Here is a 22,387-nt window from a genome sequence, read left to right as displayed (position 1 = left end):
GGAAGGGAGCGGTTAGCGCCGCTCCACCACCCGCAAATTGTCGAGCAAATGTTCAAGATGGGCGCGGCCCAATTTGCTCCACACATTATACATGCATTTCTGCCCGCCAACGCGCAGATAGGCGAGACTGTCCATGCCGGTGCCATCCGGATTAGCGGCGGGATAGGGCTTCGCGCCTTGGAGCCCATAGCCTGCAAAGGCCGGAGCAGGAAGGCCCGCAATCTCGCGGAAATAGGGCCATTGCTTTTGCAACTCCTGACGTTTTTGCGCGGTGCTGTCATTGTCGCTGTTGAGGAGGCCGACGCCCGCAACCCCATAGGCGCTGCGCGTGCCGGGCAGGTCAAAGGCAATCGCCCAGCCGCCTGCAAAATCCGCTGCGCGCACGCTGCCGCCTTTGCCGCCATCGCTCGCCAGCGCAAGCGGTGCGCAGCTTTCACGATTATCCGCGCCGCGCCATTCGAGGAGCGCGCGCTCTTCGCCAATCAGCGTGACCGGCTGCGATGGTGCTGGCGGCGGGGGCGGATTTTCGGGGCGAAGCGGCTCTTGCCTGCAGGCGGCAAGTGCGAGAAAACCGAGGCAAACGGTTGAAACAAGATGGGCTTTTTTCATGGCTCCATAGTGTCGCGCGGCGCATGTGCAGTCAAGACGGGTGAGGGGCGTAAGCAGCACTTTCATCCGCTTTCCCCTGTCATTCGGCGTGAATAACCTCCATCTTGCCCTTGGGTGTTTTGAGGAGGAAAACCAGCGGAATGGCAAGCAGCGAAATCCCCGCCATCAAGTAAAAATCATTGAGATAGGCAATCATATAGGCCTGTTTCGTGACCTCGGCATTGACCATCGCAATGACCGACTGGCCGGGCGCTCCGAAGCGGGTAATGTCATAGACGTTGAGGCTGGAAATGGTCTGCTGCGTCACATTCGCGCCGATTTTCTCGTGCGCGGTCTGGGCATTTTGGGCGAGCAAAGTGGTGGCAATCGAGATGCCGACCGCGCCGCCCAAGCTGCGCAACAGATTCATCAGGCTCGCGCCATCGGTGCGGAATTTCTGGGGCAATGTCGCAAAGGCCAGCGCATTGACCGGCATGAATACCAGTCCCATGCCAAGGCCTTGGAGGAAACCGGTCATGATGATCTGCTCTTGGCTGATCTCCAGATTCCAATGCGCCATCAAATACATGGACAGCGCCGATAGGAGGATGCCCGACACAATCGTCCAACGCGTATCGACCTTGCCCATCAGATAGCCGGACAGCGCCATGGTTACGAAGGTGCCAACCCCGCGTGGGGCAAGGACTAGGCCGGTGTCGATTACCGGATAGTTGAACAAAGTTTGCAGCATCGCGGGTAACAGCGCCATTGGCGTCATCACTGTCATGCCGATGATGGCCATCAAAATGCCCGCCATCACCAGATTGCGGTCCTTGAACAAAGTGCGTTCAAACAAGGGCTGTTTGGCGGTGGCGAAATGGATGGTGACCATCCACAGCATCGCGATAGCGACCGCGCCTTCGATGAGGATTTCGGCAGATTGCCACCAATCCTCACTCTGCCCGCGGTCAAGCATGAGCTGGAAGGCGGCAAGGCCCAGCGCGAGCATGGAAAAGCCGACGCCATCAAAGCTGCGCTCTGTCTTGGGGCGCGAGGGCAGCAGCGCCCAAAGGATCGCAAAGGTGATTACACCCACCGGCACATTGACATAGAAAACCCAGCGCCAATTATAATTTTCGGTCAGCCAGCCACCGAGCAACGGTCCTGCGACCGGTCCGATCATGATGCCCATGCCCCAGATCGACATGGCTTTTCCTTGCTGTGACGGCTTGTTGATGTCCATCATCACGGTTTGCGATAGCGGCCCCAAAAAGGCACCGAATATGCCTTGCGCGACGCGGAACAGGACCATTTCGGTCAAGCCGAACGACATGCCGCACAGCATCGAAGCGATGACAAATCCGCCAGTCGCTATGAGGAAAAGGTTGCGCGAACCGAGCCGTTCGGCCAGCCAACCGGTCACCGGCGTCGCAATTGCGGCGGCCACAATATAGCTGGTCAGCACCCAGGTCACGGTTTCCGACGTGGCGCCAAGGCTGGTCTGCATATGCGGGAGTGCGACATTGGCGATGGTCGCGTCGAGGATTTGCATCAGCACCGCCGCCATCACCCCAATGGTGAGCAGCCAGCGATTGTCGACCGGCAGCGCTGGCACATCGCGGAACGGCGCAGGTGTTGCCGCGCTCGCGACTACCTTGGACGGACTGCCGGACGGGGAGGAGGCTGCGCTTGCCATTATTTGCGCGGCTGCGCTTCCAGATCGACTTCAATGTCGGCGCTCAGCCCCGCGATAAGCTGGCGCGGTGATTTTTCATCAATCGCGATGCGCACCGGAACACGCTGCGTCACTTTGACCCAGTTGCCATTGGCATTTTGCGCCGGCAGGATCGAAAATTCGCTACCCGTGCCAGCACCGATGCTTTCGACATGGCCTTTCAAAACCACGCCGGGATAGGCGTCAATACGGATGGTCGCGGGCAAGCCGGGGACCATTTTCTTAAGGTCGGTTTCCTTGAAATTGGCCTCGATCCATGATCCGCCATTGGCGACGATAGTGAGCATTGGAAGCCCCGCGGCGGCCATCTGCCCGACCTGCAAATTGCCGGTTTGGGTGACGACGCCGTCAAAGGGCGCGACAATGGTGGTGCGGGCAATGGCCAGCTTTGCGGTCGCAATTTGCGCGCGCGCTGCGGCAATGTCGGGAGCAACGCCGCCGACTTCGGCGGGGGCGGCAAGCTTGGCGCGGTCCACCGCTGCCGAAGCTTGTGCGGTCTGCAACTGCGCCTTGGCCTGCATAAGCTGGTTATAGGCGGTGTCCATATTGGCGCGCGTGTTAAAACCCCGCGCCATCAAGGCGGCGTGGCGGTCGTAATTTTGCTGGGCATATTTGACCGCCGATTGCGCGGCAGCAATCGCGCCCGCATTGCTGTCCACGGTCGCGCCCAAAGTCTGTACATTCACCTCGGCATTGGCGAGGCTGGCGGTCGCTTGCTGCAATTGCAACTGATAGGTGGACGGGTCGATATGGAACAGGATCTGGCCCTTTTTGACCTGCTGGTTTTCATGCACCAGCACGTCAAGGATTTTGCCGCCGACTTCAGACGTCACGGCGACGCGGTTTTGCCGGATATAGGCATTGTCGGTCGATGCAGTTTTGCCGCTGGTGAGCCAATAATATACGCCGCCCGCGATGAGGATAAGCGGGACAATCGCCATCATCGCATAGCGCGCCCAAGCGGTACTGCGCTTGGGCTCGGGAGCCAAGGCGCTGTCACTTCCCGTAGGTGCGGGCGTTTCCGGTGCGGGCTTCTCTGCAGGTTTGGCCGGAGGATTTCCAGGCTCTACCGGCGTTCTTTCGATGACGGTTTCACCATCAGCCATTGTCTTTATCCTTCATATCTTTTTTCCGGCTGTCGGGGAGGCGAGCGATGTTGGCGCGGATCATTTCCATGACCTCGCGCACCTGATCGAGCGCGGCGGGGTCAATGCCGGTCACGACTTCGGCAAACATCGTATCGGAAATATGGCGTAAATCCGCGACAATCGACCACGCTTTGGGAGTGAGGTAAAGCAGCCAAGCGCGGCGGTCGGAAGGGTCGGCGCGGCGCTCGACAAGGCCCGCATCCTGCAATCGGTCGACCATGCGGGCAAGGGTGATCGGCTCGACTTCGAGGAGGTCGGCGATGCAGCCTTGGTTGGCGCCTTCGTTGCGCGACAGGATGGTGAGGGTGCGCCATTGCGGACGAGTGACGCCAATGTCGCGGGCGCGTTCGTTAAACTTGCGGCGCATCTGCCGGGACACGTCGGACAGCAAAAATCCTAGGCTATCACTCATATTTTCCCCAATTGGCGCTTTGGTGGAGCGCCGGTCATCAGCATCCTCAATGCTGTTTGTAAGCGGCGATATAATAGCCATGCTTATAATTGGCAAGCACGCTATTGGCGGAAGGGGAAAAGGATGTAATGTTCAGCCCGCATCATCCGGTGATGCCCACAGAGAGGCATCCTCAAGCAGGCGTCCGTGAGTAGGTGTCCGCGAACGGGCATCCTCAAGCAAGCATCCCCAAGCAAGAATCCCTAAGCACGCATCCGCAATCGCGCTTTACCTTCTTGGCCGCCAAAGTCGGGCAAGCGGGCATCGCATCGCTCGCCGCGCCTTCATTCGTCTACCACGCTCTTTCGCATTGACCTTCCACGCCAAAAGCGCAAATTTGGTGGTGAGGGTTCGACTCCCTCTTTGCGGCGGGGACGCAGCGCGGCCTCGTGCCGCGCGCATAAAGCGAAATCGCCAAAGCTGATAGGTAGCAAGTGACTGGTAATCACTCATGATAAAGCGCCCGTCAGTGCCAGCCGGTTAAGGGAAACCTTGCCCGGCAACCGCTGACAGGCTTTGCGAACTTCGGGTTCCCGCCGGTCGGCTGCGGTGCTGACGGGCGCGAGAGTGACGGCATATAAAATGATGACGTAATAAAGAGGCGGAACACGACATGGAGCAACTGGGATTTATCGCACTGGTGCTGATAGCGATATTGCTCTTGGGGTGGAGCGTGACGCGGCGGCAGCGGTTCGTCGTGCCGTTCGGCGCGGCAGGCTTGCTCTATAAGAATGGCGTATTTGTGCGCGCGCTTGAACCCGGGGTGCATCGCGTGACGGACTGGACCGGCACGCTGCAGGCGGTTGCGGTGCCCGTCATGACAACGGCCCTTTATGCTGCGGACATCACTGTTCTCACTAAGGATCAATTCTCGTTCCGCCTGAGTTTCAACGCGCTGGTGCGGGTGACAGATGCGCGGGACTGGTATGAAAATCGTGCGCCCGAAGCGAGCTTTAGCCCGCCGGGCGCAAGCGGGCAGGTGGCGTTGGTGAACATCGATCTTCCGACCTATCACGCGCTGCTCAATGCCGCGATTGTCGAATGGGCAGGAACCCGCAGCCTCGATGAATTTCTCGCCGAACCGCGCGCCGGACTGGAGGATATAAAGGCGGCGATTTCCACCCATTTTCCGGGCGTGACTTTTGAAGAATTATTATTGACGCAAATCACCTTGCCGCCCGAAGTCCGCAAAATGTTCACCGAGGTCGAGCGCGCCAAACGCGAAGGTCAAGCCGCGCTGGAACGCGCCCGCGCCGAACAAGCGAGCCTGCGCGCATTGGCCAATGCTGCGCGGGCGCTTCAGGCCAATCCGCAACTCGCCCAGCTTCGGATGCTGCAAGCGATGGAAACCGCGCGTGGTGCGAAAACCTTCATTCTCGGGCCTACCGGTGAAACTGGCATACCGGTCACGGAAAAAGGCAAATGAGCGACGCGAATCTTATCGAAAAGACCGGTGGCTGCCAATGCGGCCATGTGCGTTATCGCGTGCGCCTTGCGAATGAAGAAGCCTATTTATGCCATTGCCGGATGTGCCAGCGCGCAACCGGCGGTTTTGCGGCGAGTTTCTTCAATGTGCCGCAAGCGCAGCTTATCTGGGAGAGCGGGCCGGACTGGTATCAATCCTCCGCGATTGCACGCCGCCCCTTTTGCCGCGCGTGCGGAACTCCGCTTGGCTTTCAATATGTGGAAGGACCGAATTGCGACTTGACCGTGGGAAGCCTTGATGACCCGCAAGGGATGCGCCCGACAAGCCATTTCGGAATTGAACATCTGATCCACGAAGATTGGCTCGATACGCATAATCTCCCCAAAAACCGGCTTGATGAATATCAGCCTTTGCTCGATCGTTGGGCTATGGCGGGGATAGAAACGCCTTGAGCTGTGCGCACCGCATTTGCATCGCGGCTGATCGAAAGCTAAGCCTGAAACTATGACAGAAGCACAATATTTCACCGCCTCGGACGGCACCCGTCTTGCTTATCACATCATGGGGGAGGGGAATGATCGCGACATTCTGCTCATCCACGGCCTGTTTTCCAGCGCGACGATGAACTGGATCAAATTCGGTCATGCGCAAAAGCTGGTCGATGCGGGCTTTCGTGTCATCATGCCGGACTTGCGCGCGCATGGCGACAGCGCCGCGCCGCATGGCAAGGAATTTTATCCCGACGATATTCTCGCCCGCGATATGGAGGAGTTGATCGCGCATCTTGGCCTGACCGATTATGATCTGGGCGGTTTTTCGCTGGGCGCGCGCACGACCGTGCGGCTTATCGTGCGCGGCGCAACCCCGCGCAAAGTCGTGCTGGGCGGCATGGGGCTGGAGGGGCTGGCCGGATGGAGCCGACGCAAGGATTTCTTCTTGGAAGCGATTGCGCAATTCGACACCGCCAAGCGCGGCGATCCGCATTGGCTCTCAATCCAGTTTATGAAAACGATGAAGGTGGACCGCGAGGCGACCGCATTATTGCTCGGCACTTTTACCGATACCGATCCGGATGCGCTTGCGGTCATTACCCAGCCGGTGCTGGTGGTGTGCGGGACCGAAGACCGCGATAATGGATCGGCGGAAAAGCTGGTCGCGGCTTTGCCCGACGCGACCTACGCGCCTGTCCCCGGCACCCATATGTCGAGCGTCACCGAAGGCGCGATGGGTGATGCGATTGTCGCTTTCCTGAAATAGTCCGGCTTCTTATCGGGCTTTGCTTAGCGGGATTTTTCGTAGCGGGATTTTACCGTGCCGTCCGGCGGCGCACCCTTGACCCGACTCTGCGCACTCGTCACAACCGCAACTATAGTAAAAGCTCAGGGAGGTTTATCATGAAATCCAGACTGTTTTTAACGTCCGCGCTCGGCGCTGTTGCGGTGATGGCAACGCCTGCTGTCGCGCAGGAAAAAGCCCCGGCGCAACCAGCGCAGGCGACATCGCCGACGGCCGCGCCCACGGTTGCCGACGCCGAAGCCTTTATCAAGGCGGCGGAAAAGGATTTATATGATTTTTCGATCGAGGGCGGAAAGGCCGCTTGGGTCAATGCCAATTTCGTGACCGACGACACCGACGCATTGGTTGCCGCTTATGGCACCAAGGGCACCGAAATGGCGGTCAAATATGCGCTGGAAGCGGCGAAATATCAAAATGTTGCAGGGCTTTCGGCGGAAACCAAACGCAAGCTCGACATTTTGCGCGGTGGTCTGGTCCTTCCTGCGCCGACCAAAGCGGGCGCAGCGGCTGAACTTAATGATATCGCCACACGGCTGTCCTCCACTTATGCCAAGGGCAAGGCGACGCTGAACGGCCAGCCGATCAGCGGCTCGGATGTGGAAGCCGAAATGGGCACCAACCGCGATCCTGCCAAGCTCAAGGAAATGTGGACGAGCTGGAACGACAATGTCGGCAAGCCGATGAAACAAGACTATGCGCGTATGGTCGCCATCGCCAATGAAGGCGCGAAGGAATTGGGCTATTCCGATACCGGCGCGATGTGGCGTTCCAACTATGACATGCCGCCCGCCCAATTTGCGCAGACTATGGACCGTTTGTGGGGGCAGGTGAAGCCGCTTTATGACGATCTCCATTGCTATACGCGCGCCAAATTGAACGAAAAATATGGCGATAGCGTCCAGCCCAAAACCGGCCCGATCCGCGCCGACCTGCTCGGCAATATGTGGGCGCAGGAATGGGGCAATATTTATGACATCGTTGCGCCCGCAGGCGCAGGCGACATCGGTTATGACATTACCGATCTGTTGCACGCCAAGGGGCTGAATGACCCCGCGCCGACCGAGATTGACCAAGCCAAGCGCGAAGCACCTGCCCGCGAAATGGTCAAGATTGGCGAAAATTTCTATTCGTCGCTGGGCCTGAAGCCGCTGCCGCAAACCTTCTGGGACCGCTCGCTGTTTATCAAGCCGCGTGACCGCGAAGTGCAATGCCATGCGTCGGCTTGGGATATGGACAATAAGGATGATGTCCGCATCAAAATGTGCACCAAGGTGAATGGGGATGATTTTGTCACCATCCACCATGAACTCGGTCATAATTATTACCAGCGTGCTTATCAGAACCAGAGCTATCTGCATCTGAACGGCGCCAATGACGGCTTCCATGAAGCGATTGGCGATTTTGTCGCTTTGTCGATTACGCCGGAATATCTGGTGCAGATCGGTATGCTCGACAAATCCAAAGTGCCGGGCGCGGACAAGGATATTGGCCTGCTCTTGCGTCAGGCGATGGACAAGGTGGCGTTCCTGCCCTTTGGTCTGATGGTCGATAAATGGCGCTGGGGCGTGTTTGACGGCACGACGCAGCCTGCCGATTATAACAAAAGCTGGACTGCACTCCGCCAGCAATATCAGGGCATCATGCCGCCATCCGATCGCGGGGCGGACGCCTTTGATCCGGGCGGTAAATATCATGTGCCGGGCAACACGCCCTATGCCCGCTATTTCCTCGCGCGCATCCTGCAATTCCAATTCTATCAGGCTGCGTGCAAACAGGCCGGATGGAAGGGGCCGCTCCATCGTTGCTCTTTCTATGGCAATAAGGAAGTCGGCACCCGCCTCAACAATATGCTCGAAATGGGCGCGTCAAAGCCTTGGCCCGACGCATTGCAGGCCTTCACCGGCAGCCGCGAAATGGACGGCAAAGCGATGATCGCTTATTTTGCGCCGCTCCAGAAATGGTTGAAGGAGCAGAATAAGGGTAAGACCTGCGGCTGGTAAGACACGCAAGGGTAAGGGCGTCGCTGCGAAAAAATGGCGACGCCCGCCTGTCTTTCTTCCCCTTCTTGCGCCCTGCCTCTGGGCTATCTTTCTCCCGCCACAATATGCTGCTATGAGCGCGGGGCATGAAGAAAACAGAAGAAATAATCGATCAGCTTGAAGCTGAATTTTCCGCCTCGGTCCATCGTCTCCAGGACGCGATCCGCACTTATACCACCACCGGCACTCCGCCCGACCCGCTGATGCGCAAGGATGGCAGTTTCGCCTATCCCGAACTGGTCGTGCGGTATGAAGGGGTGGAGCTGAAATCAAGCGCCAACCAAGCCTTTGCGCGCTTTGATGCGCCGGGCGAATATCGCACCACCGTCACCCGCCCGAAAATGTTCCGCGACTATCTGCGCGAACAGTTGAACCTGTTGTTCGAACAATATGAGGTCGAGGTCGAAGTCCGTCGCAGCCGTCAGGAAATTCCTTTCCCTTATGTGCTCGACCCTTCGGGCGAGATGGTGTCGGGGACCACGACGCCGCTGGAACTGGCGCGCTATTTCCCCGCGACCGAGCTTGCCGATATTGGCGACGAGATTGCCGATGGCCTGTTCGACTTTGCCGATGATATCCACCCGTTGACCCTGTTCGACGGGTTGCGCACCGATTTCAGCCTTGCGCGGCTGCGCCACTATACGGGGACGCCGCCCGAACATACCCAGCGTTATATCCTCTTCACCAATTATCACCGCTATGTCGACGAATTTGTCCAATGGGCGTGCCAGCAAATCGGGAAGGGCCGCTATGTCGCGCTGTCAGGGGCGGGCGGGCTTTATACCGATAAGCCCGATAGCGACCCCAACCAGTTGGTCGCGGACAGCGCATGGCGGCGGCACCAGATGCCCGCCTATCACCTTATCGCCGAAGACGGTCATGGCATCACGCTCGTCAATATCGGCGTCGGGCCGTCCAACGCCAAGACGATTACCGACCATTTGGCGGTCTTGCGTCCCGAAGCCTGGCTGATGATCGGCCATTGCGGCGGGCTGCGCTCGACCCAGCGGATCGGCGATTATGTGCTCGCCCACGCCTATCTGCGCGATGACCATATTCTCGACAATGTCCTCCCGCCAGAAATCCCGATCCCGCCGATTGCCGAGGTGCAATTGGCGCTCGCGGCGGCGGCGGAAGATGTGTCGGGGTCTAGCGGCGCTGACCTTAAGCGACGGATGCGCACCGGCACGGTTGTGACCACCGATGACCGCAACTGGGAGCTGCGCTATTCGACCAGCGCGCTGCGTTTTTCGCAATCGCGCGCGATCGGCATCGACATGGAATCGGCAACCATTGCCGCGCAAGGCTATCGCTTCCGCGTGCCTTACGGAACGTTGCTGTGCGTGTCGGACAAGCCGCTCCACGGCGAATTGAAGCTCCCCGGCCAAGCCAATCGTTTCTATGAACAGGCGATTGCCGCACATATGCAGATCGGCATCAAAACCTGCGAGTTGATGCGCGACGAGGGCGCGAAACTCCACAGTCGCAAATTGCGCGCGTTTAACGAACCGCCGTTCAGATAAGGCGCGCGTCCGTTTTGCAGGAAATTGGCGCTGCAGACCATATTCTATAGCGAGGGCTGTTCCCCCGCGCAGGCGGGGGGCCAGTGAGAGGTCGCGCTAGCTAACCCTAGACCCCCGCCTGCGCGGGGGAACGGGTGGGTTGAAAATATCCTCCCCGCGTAGGGGAGGAATTTCTTTAGAGCTGTTCGAGCATATGCTCTGCGCTGGAGACTTTATAGTCGCCGGGCGCTTCGACGTTCAGTTGCTCGACCACGCCGTCATTGACGATCATCGAGAAACGCTGGCCGCGCTTGCCCATGCCGAATTTCGAACCGTCCATGGTGAGGCCGACACTTTCGGCAAAATCGCCATTGCCGTCTGCGAGCATGGTCACATCTTCGGAACCCGAAGCTTTGCCCCATGCGCCCATGACGAAGGCGTCATTGACCGCAGTGCACGCGATTTCGTCAATGCCCTTGGACTTCAAATCAGCCGCTTTTTCAACAAAACCGGGGAGGTGCTTGGCCGAGCAGGTCGGCGTGAATGCACCGGGAACGGAGAAGAGCGCAACCTTGCGGCCCTTGAAATAATCGCCGGTGGAAACCTGTTCGGGGCCTTCAGGGCCCGCTTTGGTCAGGGTTGCGTCGGGGATACGGTCGCCAACTTTCAATGTCATCATTCTTCTCCTTTTAAGGGGTGTGCGAAACGGTGAGTGCCGCCAAGATGGGGGCTTGTCCAGTATGAACAAGGCCTATGCAGCCGAAATGTTCGGTTCGCGCGCCGGACCCTTTTGCACATTGCGCCGCGATGGCTTAGGAGGCGGACCCATGAACATCTTCGCGCCTTATTATCCCGGCCAATATTTGCTGGCGCTGCCCGGCATGGGCGACCCGCGTTTTGAAAAGGCGGTCATTGCGATTTGCACCCATGACGAAGAAGGCGCGCTCGGCATCGGCATTGGCCAGCTTTTCGGCGATATGCGGATGGGTGAATTGTTCGACCAGCTTGGCATCGAAGGCGATGCGGGCCGCGATGTGCCGGTCCATTATGGCGGGCCGGTGGACCAGTCGCGCGGCTTTGTGCTGCACAGCCTTGATTGGGGCGGGCAGGACAGCGTCGATGTTGCGGGCAAATGGGCGCTGTCCAATTCGCTCGACATTTTGCGCGCGATTGCCGACGGGACGGGGCCGAGCCGCTGGATTGTGTCGCTGGGCTATGCCGGATGGAGCGCAGGGCAGCTTGAGGCCGAATTACACCATCATGCCTGGCATGTGACACAAGGGTCGGACGCTTTGCTGTTCGACACCAAAGCCGATGATCGCTGGGCGAAAGCCTATGCCGATGATGGCGTCGATGTGCGGTTATTAAGCGCGCAGGGCGGGCGGGCTTGAGGTCTGTTGCCTGCCCGTAATGGCATGAATAGTAAAGAAAATAGCGTGGTGGAGCGCCGGGAGGGTAGCGGCTTTGAAAAAAGCGGGGAGGGCGGTTGCGCCCGCGCGGCCGGGCTGACGTATATATGACATAAAGCTTTCTTTATATCCTTCTTGCGCAGTGGCCTGCGCGGCGCTATAGGCGCACCCAACCAAAGCTTTCAAATTGGAGAAACTTTCGTGGCTGAAGCCCAGAATGATTATGTGATTGCCGATATCGGTCTTGCCGATTTTGGCCGCAAGGAAATCGCAATTGCCGAAACCGAAATGCCGGGCCTTATGGCATTGCGCGCGGAATATGGCGCATCGAAGCCCTTGAAGGGCGCACGCATCACCGGCTCGCTCCACATGACGATCCAGACCGCTGTGCTCATCGAAACGCTGGCCGAACTCGGCGCGGATCTGCGCTGGGCGACCTGCAATATTTTCTCGACGCAAGACCATGCGGCGGCTGCGATTGCGGCGGCGGGCATCCCCGTTTTCGCCATCAAGGGCGAAAGCCTTGCCGACTATTGGGACTATGTTGGCCGCATCTTCGATTGGGGCGATGAGCCTTGCAACATGATCCTCGACGATGGCGGCGATGCCACTATGTTCGCGCTGTGGGGCGCACGCTTGGAAGCCGGAGAGACGTTCTCGGCCCCTGAAAATGACGAGGAAATCGAATTCCAGCGCGCGGTGAAGGAGTTTATCGCCAAGAAGCCGGGCTATCTCACCGCGACTGTCAAGGCGATCAAGGGCGTTTCGGAAGAAACCACCACGGGCGTAATGCGCCTTTATCAGCTCGCCAAGGAAGGCAAGCTGCCGTTCCCCGCGATCAACGTCAATGACTCGGTCACCAAGTCGAAATTCGACAATCTTTATGGCTGTAAAGAGTCGCTGGTCGACGCGATCCGTCGCGCGACCGACGTGATGCTGGCTGGTAAGGTTGCGTGCGTTGCCGGTTTCGGTGACGTGGGCAAAGGCTCGGCCCAATCGCTCCGCAATGGCGGTGCGCGCGTGCTTGTGACCGAAATTGACCCCATCTGCGCGCTTCAGGCCGCGATGGAAGGTTTTGAAGTCGTGACGATGGACGAAGCCGTCCAGCGCGCCGACATTTTCTGCACCGCAACCGGCAACGCCGACGTTATCACCGCTGACCATATGAAGGCGATGAAACCGATGGCGATCGTGTGCAATATCGGCCACTTCGACAGCGAAATCCAGATTGCGCAGCTAGCCAATTATAAATGGGACGAAGTGAAGCCGGGCACCGACCTCGTTGAATTCCCTGATGGCAAGCAGATCATCGTGCTCGCCAAGGGCCGCCTTGTGAACCTTGGCTGCGCGACCGGCCACCCGTCCTTCGTGATGTCGTCAAGCTTCACCAACCAGGTGCTGGCGCAGATCGAACTGTTTACCAAGGGCGAAGACTATAAGGACGAAGTCTATGTCCTTCCCAAGCATCTCGACGAAAAGGTGGCCGCGCTCCACCTCGAAAAGCTCGGCGTCAAGCTTTCGACCCTGACCCAAAAGCAGGCCGATTATATCGGCGTGCCGGTCGAAGGCCCATTCAAGCCGGACCATTATCGTTATTGATTTGGGTAACCGTCCATCAGGACACTTTGATTTCAAAAAAATGGCCCGTCTTTTGCGACGGGCCATTTTTTTATGTACCAATGAGGCGGTAAGGCCGTTTAACTATAGCCCAGCATGGCGCGTAAGCCGGGCGCTGCATAATTTACCAACGCGCGATGTTTTTCGGGGAGTTGATCCGGAAACTCCATATCGGGAAGATTGAGCCGTTCGCGCGCAGTCGCGCTATGCTCTCTGGCTGACCCGATTTTCACCCGCTCCAGCCAGTCCTGCGGTTTTTCAATGCCGCAAGCATCGAGCAGCGTGCTGAAATATTGCGCGCTTTCGTCGGACTCCAGCTTTTTCAAAGCGCCGACCAATTCCTCATAGCGCACAAGATGGATTGCCGAACCAAGCCAGGCAACGGCGTTCAGGGTGAAAATATCCTCCATCGGCGGGGCCGAATTGGGGAGGCCGAAAATCATGATGCTCAGAAGATCGTCAACCGACAGCGAACCTGACCGGAGATGCTCGACGTTCCCGCGAAATTCGGACGATACAAAAAAGCGCGCCCGTGCCAGCACCCAGTCATAAGGGTCGCGCACAAGCAGGATTTTTCGCGCTTGGGCGGTTTCGATAACGGAAGCATCCGAAAAGAATAAATGGCCCCAACTCAGCATAGGTTTGCGCGCGTCGATAGCATGGGCATGTTCGCTCAAATTTCCATATTGGATGAACTGTTTGGTATAATGTTGTTCATTGGCGACAAACATGCGGATGATATTCCGCAGAAGATGGCTGCCCGATTTCGGAACACTGTTCAGAAAAACAGGTTGTTTAAGCGGGGCTTGTTCGAAACGGTCCACTTCTTTCCATAATGTGTCCGGCTTCATATGAATTTCTGGCACGCGGGGCTCCTCCCTTTTTTTGGCCATTATGCGGATAGCCGCACATGCATGTTAAAAAAAGGGCGGCACCGTGATGCCGCCCGAATTTTATTGCTGTGCCGGATTATCAGAATCTGGCGCGCGCATTCACAAAGAAGCGCCGACCGATATAGTCATATTGTGAATCGAACAGTGCATTACCGACCGTCGTCTGGTTACCGGCGATAGACCCAGCAGTTACGCGCGGGGGTTTGCTGTTAAACAGGTTCGACACGCCCAGTGTGAAATCAAACTTGTCGAGCTTTACCGTTCCGGAAAGGCTATGGTAAAATTTGGCCTTTGTCGCAGTCACGGCGCAATATGTTCCGCGCGCGATAGTCGTGCGACACATATCTTCGTTTGACCCAATATAGTCTGCATCGTCCGCAGTCGCTCCGATCACCTGGAGCCCGTAATAGAGCATGAAACGTTCCGACGGTTCATAAGACAGGCTGAAATCGCCAACCCAACGCGGTTCGCCATGTTCACCGGTATCGTCGATCACCGTGCCTTCAAAAAGGGCGGTTTCATCCATTATCTGCCAGTTCATCTGTGCAGTGAAGTTTAGATTACCCAATTTTCCAAGGTCTTGCCGCACATTGCCGGTAACATCGATACCTTTGCTGCGCTGGTGGTTGATGTTGATAAAGGTCGCCGTGACGCCCTCAATATTGTTTGCGCCCGCTTCACCGGCAGGAACGCGGGAGAAAAGCGAGCATAAGGGATCGTCCGGGAAGAAATCGGACGTATAGCATCCGGCGACGATATTAGCGGCGCTCAGCGTCGCAATTTCACCCTTGATTTTGATGTCGAAATAATCAACGGCGAGGCTAACCCGCGTATTGGGCAGGAACGCAAAACGCGGTGTCAGGATGACAGAGGCGGATTTGGCAGTCGATGTTTCGGGCTTCAGCACGCCCAAGCCACCGCCTTGTGTAACCATGACCGAGTTACCGGCACCGGAATGGTCCCCGGGAACACCGGCAATCGCCCCTGTCCCTGCCGCACAATTATCCGCGAGCCGCTGACTGATTTGCTGTGCTTCAAGCTTTTGCGCCCAACCGATACATGGGTCGATATTGCGCTGTGCTTGGAAGCCGGTCTGGTTTGCCAGGAACTGCTCGTACAGCGCCGGAGCGCGGAATGACGTGCCATAACGGCCTCTGAAGCGCAGCCAGTCCGTCACTTCCCAATTGGCCCCGACACTATAAGTCCAGTTGCCTTTGGTGGAATGTTTCGCTCCGTCGATGCGTGTCGCGTCAACATTCGTCACACGGCCCGATGCTGACAGTGTGAGGTTACGTATGAGAGGGGTATTATAAATGAGCGGAAGCTCGATTTCCCCGAACGCTTCTTTCGTCACGGTCTTGCCCGCCGTGATGCCCGAACTGGTCAGGCCCCAACTATTATTGGCCAAGGTTTGCGGTCCGGGCGTATCGTTGATCTTGTCGTTTCGGATCGTTCCGCCAAGTGCGACACTGACCTGTCCTGCAGGCAGTTTGAACAGAGGACCGGAGGCCGAGGCTTCGAACGTATTCTGTTTGTAAAGAGTGCGCCCCGTATCTTCCCCGAACAGGAAGCTACGCTCTTCTTGCGTTAAATCACCGCGCAAGAAGCGGGGGTCGAGCCAATTAACGTCAATACAGGGTTTGCCATTGTGAGCGGTTGTTGTGCCAACGCATGACCCGGTGCGATAGGCGTTGGCATCCATCGAATCCTTGAAAATAATATCCTGCGTATAGCGGCCATCGGAGCGGCTATATTGATAATGGGCATCCCAGTTCCAGCCTTTGCCGATCTCGCCCTTGGCCCAGACCAGACCACGGAAATAATCGACCTTCTGCGATGAATTGAAGTGATCCGTGATCGCCACCGGGTTAAGAACATAATCTCCGCCCCAACCTTGGCTTATCGGGTCATAATCACCGGTATAAAAATAATTCCAGAATTGGCGATAGCTGGCCGAACGCGTGGTGCGGCGGTTGCGCAATGCTTCAACTCCAAGCTCGAAGGCATCGCTAAATTCATAGGAGGCATCAAGATAGGCCGTGTAGCGGTCGGTCTGGGGGATAAGGGATTCCCGGCCGAAGAAGGGATGATAAGCATTATCTACCGCAACAGCGGCGCCCGGATTGGGCAAATTCGCGTTGGCATAGCCGACCTGATAGAAATTGCCGGGGGTGATAAAGCCGGGGAGCGGAGAAGCGGGGTTTCTCGGCGGGATATATTGGCCAAGATTTTCGCCATAATCCGCCTGCCAGCGTCCAACGCTTGCGAAATTGAAGTCATAGGCCCAAACATGGCCCCACACCGTGTCGTTGCACCGGTAATTGCCGGTGCGTGGGTCCACCAAATCCGCGCGCGAGCCATCCGGCCGGAACGTATATTCTTCGGGGCAGCTCAGATATTTACGGTCATTGCGTTGCAACATATTGCGCCGGTTATAGTCCAACGACAGCGTGATATGGCCTCGGTCAAATGTTTTGCCCCATGTGCCGCTGACGCGATATTGCTCGCCGCCACCGCCGTCGGAAACCGAAGAGAAGGCCGAAACATCAAAGCCGTCGACTTTTTTGTTGGTGATGATATTCACAACACCGGCGATTGCATCGGAACCATAAACCGATGAAGCGCCTGTCTTCAGAATATCGACGGACTGGATAACCGATTGCGGGAGGACGTTAAGGTCGAACGCGCTCACTGCACCGCGCGTGCCGGCAGGCCCTGCACGACGCCCGTTGACCAAGACCAGCGTGCGGTTGGCACCAAGGCCACGAAGCGAGACAGTCTCAGCCCCCGGACCGCCATTGGTTACGAACGCGCTGGAAATTGCGGAGGTGATTTGCGACGAACCCGCAGCGACAATCGACGATTGCAGCATTTCCGAAGTGTTCATCTGGCCGCGCGCCTGTGAAATGGCCGGGTCAATCACCGTCACCGGATCGGGGCTGTTATAGGGGCTTTTGCGGATGCGCGAGCCGGTTACGATAATCGCGTCCTGGCTGCTTTCGGATGTGCTTTCGGCTTCTTGCTTATCTTCGGTTGTTTCCGAAGCCGTTGCAGTGTCCGTTTCCTGCGCGACAGCAGGCGATGACAACATGACCGCCAAAGCCGAAACGGTCGCCAATGCAATACCACGTTGGCGCAATGCGCCTGCACTATGGTTCTCGAAATTCATTTTCGCTTCCTCTGTTGATAGGCTTCAGTTTACCTGCTTGCCTTGCCCTCAGTTCTGCGCCTCACAGATTTAACCGGAGACACAAACTATCGTTTCAGACTTTCAAAGTGGGAACGCTCTGTCAACAACGACAGGCAATAAGTCGACATTGGATTAAACCTGTTGCTGAAATGTCGCATCATTGTAAACATCTTCTTTGATATCTTAAATGCGACTGAAATCATTAGAGATATTGCTTAAAAATTGATGTTGGAAAAATATTTTACACTAGGTTTACATATAATCTGGACGATATGGTAGCGGAGGACATAAGGTAGTCTTTATTGTAATGGACATATGTAATTTCAATGTCTTACACAAAGGGTGTGATTGGAGGAAGGTCGGCGTTATTGCCAAGCCTCCTTAAACTGCCAGTTGTGCGGTCTCCCAAGGGGACATGCCCCCTGACCATATAAAAAAGAGTTGCTTTGCGTGGGGCGCTGCTTGCGCTACGGGCTTGGCGATGATGGGCATGAGAGCATTCCGGGCATGATTCTGACGGCAGGAAGCTGGCCGGTCATGGCGATCGGTTTTGTTGTGACCTTGTGGATGCTGCTCGCCATTTGGGCGCTGTTGCGCGGTGTGGGGATGCAGCGCAAGGCGGCCTTTGTCGATACGCAAGCCTCGCGGCTTTCGATGCTACTCGATTCCGCGCCCGCGCTCCCCATGCTGGTCAAGCCCGACCTCAAAATCGAAGCGCCGGAACGCTTGGCGCAATGGCTGGGCCTGCCCGAACTGCCGCGCTATTTTGACGATCTTGCGCCTGCAGCAGTGGAAACTACGCGGCGCGGCGGGCTGTCCGACGACCAGTTTGCGACCTTGCGCAAGGATTTGCTCGCGGCGCAAAAGGGCGGCAAATCCTTTACGCGGCCTTTGCGTCCGGCAGGGTCTAGCCGCACCTTGCTTATCAAAGGCGGGCAGGCCCCGGCCAAGCTTGGCCCGACCGGTTCGGTTATCCTGTGGATTTTCGATGCGACGGAGGGCGAGGCGGAACTCGCCCAACTGCGCGACGAACGTAACGAGGCGGTCGATGCCTTTGTCGCGCTGGCCGGGCTGATCGAGGCTGCGCCCTTCCCGATGTGGTTTCGCGGCGCCAATATGCAGTTGCAACTGGTCAACCAAGCCTATGTCCATGCGACTGGCGCGGCCAATGCCGAACGGATTGTCGCGGAGGCGATTGAACTGGTCGAGCCGATTGCAGGGCAAAGCGCGATGCAGACCGCCCAGCTTGCCGCCAATCGCGGCGAAATTACCAGCCGCGCCATACCCGTCACCATGCATGGCGAGCGCCGCATGACGCGCGTGGTCGATGTGCCGCTCGGTGATGCGGGCGTCGCGGGCTATGCAATCGACATTCAGGAACTGGAAAATGGCCGCGCCGAACATCGCCGCTTCGTCGATGCGCAGCGCGATATGCTCGACCGCGTATCGGCGGCGGTCGCGCAATTCGGCCCCGACCGGCAGTTGCGCTTCACCAACCAGCCGTTCCGCCGCATCTTCGGACTGGAGCGGCAATGGCTCGCGGATAATGGCGAATTTGACCGCATCCTCGAAAAATTGCGCGAGACCGAAAAAACGCCCGCCGTGCGCGATTATCCCGCCTGGCGCGACGAGCGGCGCGGCTGGTTTTCAGCGACCGATACCAATGAGGAAATGTGGTTGCTGTTGGACGGCACCCATTTGCGCGTGGTCGCCCAGCCGACGCCCGATGGCGGCCTGCTCCTGCTTATCGAGGACAGAACCGAGCAGGCGCAACTGGCCAGCTCGCGCGACACCTTACTGCGCGTACGCACCGCGACATTCGACAATTTGTTCGAAGCGATTGGCGTGTTCCAGGCCGACGGGCGGCTTCATTTATGGAACCGGCGTTTCCGCGAGATTTGGGAGCTTAACAATGAAGATCTCGCCAGGCATCCGCGCATAGACGAGCTGCTCAACGCCACCGCGCATCTCCTGCTAAAACCCGAACAGATTTCGGTCATTCAGGAGCTTGTGCGCGCCGCGACCATCGACCGGCGCCAGCGCGCGGGGCGCGTGCGCTTTGCCGACGGGCGGCATTTCGAATTTGCGGCCCTCCCGCTTCCCGACGGCAATGCGCTGTTCACCATGCTCGACGTGACCGACAGCCGCCGCATGGAAATTGCGCTTAAAGAACGTAATCAGGCGCTCGAAGATGCCGACCAGATCAAGAGCGATTTCCTCTCTAAAATGAGTTATGAGCTGCGCACGCCGCTCACCTCGATTGGCGGTTTTGCGGAGATGCTGGCGGGCGGTTATGCGGGCGAGTTGCCCGAACAGGCGCGGCCCTATGTCGCCGCTATCCTTGATAGCGTGCAGCATCTGGGCGACCATATCGACAATGTGCTGGACCTGTCGCAAAGCGAGGCGGGCAATTTGCCGCTGGAAAAAACCAGTGTCAGTCTGGTGCGGCTGGTGCGCGATGCGGTCGGCAAGGCGAGCCGCTCGACGAACGGGCAGGGCATTGATATTGCGCTGCAACTGGAACGCAGCCTTGGCAGCATAGATGGTGACGAGCGCCGCTTGATGCAGGTGCTGGACCATCTGGTCGGCAATGCCATCCGCTATACCAGCGCGACGCGGCGCAACGATGCGCGCGTGCTTGTTCATGCCGATGGCGATGACCGTATTGCGCGCATTGTCGTGTCGGACAATGGCCCCGGCATAGAAGCCGAGCGGCAGCAACGCCTGTTCGATTTGCGCGCGCGCCGGACCAATGATGCACCGGAAAGCGGCAAGGGGCTGGGCCTACCGCTTGCGCGCCAACTGGTCGAAATGCATGGCGGGACGCTGGAACTGGTGTCGGAGCCGGGGGCGGGCACGATGGTCACTGTGATATTGCCGCGCTGATGGTGGACTATGCACTTGACGAGGCCGACCGGATCGGGGCGGCGATAGCCAAGGCGCTGCGCCCCGGCGATGTAGTGGCGCTGTCGGGCGAACTGGGCGCGGGCAAAACCACGCTCGCGCGCGCCATCTTGGCGGCGTTGGGATTAGAGGGCGAAGCGCCCAGCCCGACCTTTGCGATTGTCCAGCCTTATGAGCCGCCCGAAACCGCTTTTCCGGTGCTGCATATCGACCTTTACCGCCTCGACGAGCCGGAAGAAGTGGCCGAACTCGGGCTTGATGATGCGCGTTATGACCATGCGCTGCTGATCGAATGGCCGGAGCGGCTGGGGCCTTATGGCTGGCCCGATATGCTGCAATTGCGGATAGAAATAGTGGCGGAAACAGGCGCTAATGACGCTCGGCGCTTGACAGCCAGAGTGCCAGCCGCTTGGGAAGGGCGATGGCCATTTCCATGATTCCGCCCGAAGGGGCCGCCGCTTTCATTTCTGCCGCCGGGTGGGACAATGCCGAAATTGTTCCGCTGGCAGGCGATGCGTCCTTCCGCCGCTATTTCCGCGTGGTGCGCGGCGAACATAGCGCGGTCCTGATGGATGCGCCGCCGCCGCATGAAGACCCGCGCCCGTTCATCAATATTGCCGAACATTTGACCGCGCAGGGCTTTTCCGCGCCGGAAATATTGGCGCGCGATCTGGAACAGGGCCTTGTCCTTATCGAAGATTTCGGCTCCGAACGGATGCGCGAGGTTATCGAGCAATTTCCGGGGCAGGAGCGCGCCATTTATGAAGGCGTGGTCGATTTGCTGGTGGACCTCCACACCAAACCGGCCGCCCCCATCCGCCTTTATGACCGCAACGAATATCAACGCGAAACCGGCTTGTTGACCGAATGGTATTGCCCCGAAGTCGGGCTTGATGATGTCGATAGCCAAGGCTTTATTGCGGCATGGGACGCGGTGCTGGCACCAGTGCTGGAACAGCAAAACCCGCCGGTCACGGTGCTGCGTGATTATCATGCGGAAAATATCATGCTGGTAGGCGAACGCAGCGGCCATGCGCGCTGGGGCCTGCTTGATTTTCAGGACGCGCTGGCGGGCCATCCGGCTTATGATCTGGTGTCGGTCCTCGAAGATGCGCGGCGCGATGTGCCCGAAGCATTGGAAGCGGCGATGCTCGACCGCTATTGCGCGGCAAGTGGTGCAGGGCAAGCGTTCCGCGATGCCTATTGGGTGCTGGGTGCGCAGCGCAACACCAAGATTTTGGGCATTTTCACCCGCCTAGCGCGGCGTGATGGTAAGACCCATTATCTGGGCTATCAGCCGCGTATGTGGGGCTTGTTGGAACGCGACCTCTCCCATGCGGCTTTGGGGCCGGTGAAGGACTGGTTCGACGCGAATATTCCGGCGGATAAACGCGCCGCTTTTTGGGAAGCCTCCGCCGCATGACCGGTAAATCGCAACGCACCCCGCTCAGCCTTGAAGACGGTATAGACCCGCCCGCAACCGCGATGGTGATGGCCGCGGGCCTTGGCAAAAGGATGCGCCCGCTCACCGTGACGCGGCCCAAGCCCTTGGTGGAAGTGGCGGGTGCGACCTTGCTCGACCGCACGCTCGACCATTTGAAGGCGGCGGGGGTCAAGCGGGTGGTGGTCAATGTCCATTATCTTGCCGATGTGCTGGAAGAATATCTCAAAAACCATGTCAAAGGCCTGGAAATTGTGATTTCGGACGAGCGCGACCAGTTGCTCGAAACCGGGGGCGGGTTGATGAAGGCCAAGCCGCTCATACCCGATGATCCGTTCCTGTGCGTCAATGGCGATAATTTCTGGGTCAATGGCCCATTGGACAGCATCCGCCAGCTTGCGGCGCGTTGGGACGGGGATAAGATGGATGCGCTGCTCCTGCTTGTGCCGCACGCGCGCGCTTATAATCATGGCGGCATGGGCGATTTCCATATGGACGCGCAAGGACGGCTCACCCGCCGCAAGACCGCCAAGGTCGCGCCGTTCGTCTATATCGGCATCCAGCTTATCTCCAAACGCCTGCTGGTCGATGCGCCAGAAGGGCCGTTTTCGACCAACCTGTTCTGGAACCGCGCGATTGAAACGGGGCGCTGTTATGGGATGGTGCATACCGGCACATGGTTCGATGTCGGCACGCCTGCGGCCATTCCGGTCATCGAGGCGATGCTCGACGGTGGCTGAGCGCCCCC

The 22,387-nt window shown here is 58.1% G+C and carries 18 protein-coding genes; 11 read left to right on the top strand and 7 right to left on the bottom strand.

The genetic code is table 11. From position 1 onward, the window contains the following. Nucleotides 1-12: 12 nt before the first annotated feature. The 4 genes from DMP17_RS04880 to DMP17_RS04865 all read right to left on the bottom strand — a co-directional run bounded on the left by DMP17_RS04880 (nucleotide 13) and on the right by DMP17_RS04865 (nucleotide 3,862). On the bottom strand, nucleotides 13-609 hold the full coding sequence (locus DMP17_RS04880; protein WP_337827938.1) for a hypothetical protein: 597 nt from the start codon (nucleotides 607-609) through the stop codon (nucleotides 13-15). Between the two features lie 79 nt (nucleotides 610-688). Beyond that, entirely contained in the window at nucleotides 689-2,284 is a 1,596-nt protein-coding gene (locus DMP17_RS04875) for a DHA2 family efflux MFS transporter permease subunit (RefSeq protein WP_337827937.1), read from the bottom strand. Then, complete coding sequence (locus DMP17_RS04870; RefSeq protein ID WP_337827936.1) at nucleotides 2,284-3,429, bottom strand: HlyD family secretion protein; 1,146 nt, start codon at nucleotides 3,427-3,429, stop codon at nucleotides 2,284-2,286. Before DMP17_RS04870 ends, DMP17_RS04875 begins: the two co-directional genes overlap by 1 nt. Next, entirely contained in the window at nucleotides 3,422-3,862 is a 441-nt protein-coding gene (locus DMP17_RS04865) for a MarR family winged helix-turn-helix transcriptional regulator (RefSeq protein WP_337827935.1), read from the bottom strand. The genes DMP17_RS04870 and DMP17_RS04865 overlap by 8 nt, the downstream gene beginning before the upstream one ends. A 673-nt stretch (nucleotides 3,863-4,535) precedes the next feature. Here DMP17_RS04865 and DMP17_RS04860 point away from each other — a divergent pair. From DMP17_RS04860 to DMP17_RS04840, 5 genes are all read left to right on the top strand, one after another. Next, entirely contained in the window at nucleotides 4,536-5,348 is an 813-nt protein-coding gene (locus DMP17_RS04860; protein WP_337827934.1) for an SPFH domain-containing protein, read from the top strand. Then, nucleotides 5,345-5,800 carry a GFA family protein gene (locus DMP17_RS04855; protein WP_337827933.1) on the top strand — a complete coding sequence of 152 codons (456 nt, stop codon included), beginning with the start codon at nucleotides 5,345-5,347 and terminating at the stop codon, nucleotides 5,798-5,800. Before DMP17_RS04860 ends, DMP17_RS04855 begins: the two co-directional genes overlap by 4 nt. A gap of 52 nt (nucleotides 5,801-5,852) precedes the next feature. Next, nucleotides 5,853-6,605, top strand: a complete 753-nt coding sequence (locus DMP17_RS04850) for an alpha/beta fold hydrolase (RefSeq protein ID WP_337827932.1) — start codon at nucleotides 5,853-5,855, stop codon at nucleotides 6,603-6,605. Nucleotides 6,606-6,742: 137 nt separating this feature from the next. Continuing rightward, nucleotides 6,743-8,644, top strand: a complete 1,902-nt coding sequence (locus DMP17_RS04845; RefSeq protein ID WP_337827931.1) for a M2 family metallopeptidase — start codon at nucleotides 6,743-6,745, stop codon at nucleotides 8,642-8,644. A gap of 125 nt (nucleotides 8,645-8,769) precedes the next feature. Next, nucleotides 8,770-10,206, top strand: coding sequence for an AMP nucleosidase (locus DMP17_RS04840; protein ID WP_337827930.1), 1,437 nt, complete (start codon nucleotides 8,770-8,772; stop codon nucleotides 10,204-10,206). 175 nt (nucleotides 10,207-10,381) lie between these two features. Here DMP17_RS04840 and DMP17_RS04835 read toward each other — a convergent pair whose 3' ends face one another. Then, nucleotides 10,382-10,864: a peroxiredoxin gene (locus DMP17_RS04835; RefSeq protein ID WP_337827929.1), complete on the bottom strand. Its 483-nt coding sequence runs from the start codon at nucleotides 10,862-10,864 to the stop codon at nucleotides 10,382-10,384. A gap of 148 nt (nucleotides 10,865-11,012) precedes the next feature. Here DMP17_RS04835 and DMP17_RS04830 point away from each other — a divergent pair, with 148 nt between their 5' ends. Together DMP17_RS04830 and ahcY are read left to right on the top strand one after the other, a co-directional pair. After that, nucleotides 11,013-11,576, top strand: a complete 564-nt coding sequence (locus DMP17_RS04830; RefSeq protein WP_337827928.1) for a YqgE/AlgH family protein — start codon at nucleotides 11,013-11,015, stop codon at nucleotides 11,574-11,576. A 219-nt stretch (nucleotides 11,577-11,795) separates the two neighbouring features. Continuing rightward, nucleotides 11,796-13,193, top strand: coding sequence for an adenosylhomocysteinase (gene ahcY / locus DMP17_RS04825; protein WP_337827927.1), 1,398 nt, complete (start codon nucleotides 11,796-11,798; stop codon nucleotides 13,191-13,193). Nucleotides 13,194-13,291: 98 nt separating this feature from the next. Here ahcY and DMP17_RS04820 read toward each other — a convergent pair whose 3' ends face one another. Continuing rightward, complete coding sequence (locus DMP17_RS04820) at nucleotides 13,292-14,077, bottom strand: hypothetical protein (RefSeq protein ID WP_337827926.1); 786 nt, start codon at nucleotides 14,075-14,077, stop codon at nucleotides 13,292-13,294. A gap of 106 nt (nucleotides 14,078-14,183) precedes the next feature. Next, nucleotides 14,184-17,273 carry a TonB-dependent receptor plug domain-containing protein gene (locus DMP17_RS04815; RefSeq protein WP_337827925.1) on the bottom strand — a complete coding sequence of 1,030 codons (3,090 nt, stop codon included), beginning with the start codon at nucleotides 17,271-17,273 and terminating at the stop codon, nucleotides 14,184-14,186. Between the two features lie 528 nt (nucleotides 17,274-17,801). On the opposite strand from DMP17_RS04815, the gene DMP17_RS04810 reads away from it, so the two are divergent. The 4 genes from DMP17_RS04810 to DMP17_RS04795 are packed head-to-tail and all read left to right on the top strand — an operon-like array spanning nucleotide 17,802 to nucleotide 22,379. Next, nucleotides 17,802-20,180 carry a sensor histidine kinase gene (locus DMP17_RS04810; protein WP_337827924.1) on the top strand — a complete coding sequence of 793 codons (2,379 nt, stop codon included), beginning with the start codon at nucleotides 17,802-17,804 and terminating at the stop codon, nucleotides 20,178-20,180. Then, entirely contained in the window at nucleotides 20,180-20,635 is a 456-nt protein-coding gene (tsaE, locus tag DMP17_RS04805; protein WP_337827923.1) for a tRNA (adenosine(37)-N6)-threonylcarbamoyltransferase complex ATPase subunit type 1 TsaE, read from the top strand. Before DMP17_RS04810 ends, tsaE begins: the two co-directional genes overlap by 1 nt. Further along, nucleotides 20,620-21,621, top strand: coding sequence for an aminoglycoside phosphotransferase family protein (locus DMP17_RS04800; RefSeq protein WP_337827922.1), 1,002 nt, complete (start codon nucleotides 20,620-20,622; stop codon nucleotides 21,619-21,621). The genes tsaE and DMP17_RS04800 overlap by 16 nt, the downstream gene beginning before the upstream one ends. After that, on the top strand, nucleotides 21,618-22,379 hold the full coding sequence (locus DMP17_RS04795) for a nucleotidyltransferase family protein (protein ID WP_337827921.1): 762 nt from the start codon (nucleotides 21,618-21,620) through the stop codon (nucleotides 22,377-22,379). The genes DMP17_RS04800 and DMP17_RS04795 overlap by 4 nt, the downstream gene beginning before the upstream one ends. Nucleotides 22,380-22,387: the final 8 nt, after the last annotated feature.

It is taken from the genome of Pseudonocardia sp. TMWB2A (assembly GCF_017312135.1).
The sequence above is the reverse complement of the archived record's forward strand: the minus strand, read 5'-3'. Positions and strand labels throughout refer to the sequence as shown.

Excerpts from the sequence above, each read along its gene's own strand:
- DMP17_RS04795 (WP_337827921.1), top strand. The coding sequence starts at position 21,618 with ATGACCGGTAAATCGCAACGCACCCCGCTCAGCCTTGAAGACGGTATA.
- DMP17_RS04845 (WP_337827931.1), top strand. The coding sequence starts at position 6,743 with ATGAAATCCAGACTGTTTTTAACGTCCGCGCTCGGCGCTGTTGCGGTG.
- DMP17_RS04830 (WP_337827928.1), top strand. The coding sequence starts at position 11,013 with ATGAACATCTTCGCGCCTTATTATCCCGGCCAATATTTGCTGGCGCTG.
- DMP17_RS04840 (WP_337827930.1), top strand. The coding sequence starts at position 8,770 with ATGAAGAAAACAGAAGAAATAATCGATCAGCTTGAAGCTGAATTTTCC.
- DMP17_RS04800 (WP_337827922.1), top strand. The coding sequence starts at position 20,620 with ATGGCCATTTCCATGATTCCGCCCGAAGGGGCCGCCGCTTTCATTTCT.
- DMP17_RS04850 (WP_337827932.1), top strand. The coding sequence starts at position 5,853 with ATGACAGAAGCACAATATTTCACCGCCTCGGACGGCACCCGTCTTGCT.
- DMP17_RS04860 (WP_337827934.1), top strand. The coding sequence starts at position 4,536 with ATGGAGCAACTGGGATTTATCGCACTGGTGCTGATAGCGATATTGCTC.
- DMP17_RS04870 (WP_337827936.1), bottom strand. The coding sequence starts at position 3,429 with ATGGCTGATGGTGAAACCGTCATCGAAAGAACGCCGGTAGAGCCTGGA.
- DMP17_RS04880 (WP_337827938.1), bottom strand. The coding sequence starts at position 609 with ATGAAAAAAGCCCATCTTGTTTCAACCGTTTGCCTCGGTTTTCTCGCA.
- tsaE (WP_337827923.1), top strand. The coding sequence starts at position 20,180 with ATGGTGGACTATGCACTTGACGAGGCCGACCGGATCGGGGCGGCGATA.
- DMP17_RS04835 (WP_337827929.1), bottom strand. The coding sequence starts at position 10,864 with ATGATGACATTGAAAGTTGGCGACCGTATCCCCGACGCAACCCTGACC.
- DMP17_RS04855 (WP_337827933.1), top strand. The coding sequence starts at position 5,345 with ATGAGCGACGCGAATCTTATCGAAAAGACCGGTGGCTGCCAATGCGGC.
- DMP17_RS04815 (WP_337827925.1), bottom strand. The coding sequence starts at position 17,273 with ATGAATTTCGAGAACCATAGTGCAGGCGCATTGCGCCAACGTGGTATT.
- DMP17_RS04875 (WP_337827937.1), bottom strand. The coding sequence starts at position 2,284 with ATGGCAAGCGCAGCCTCCTCCCCGTCCGGCAGTCCGTCCAAGGTAGTC.
- DMP17_RS04810 (WP_337827924.1), top strand. The coding sequence starts at position 17,802 with ATGATTCTGACGGCAGGAAGCTGGCCGGTCATGGCGATCGGTTTTGTT.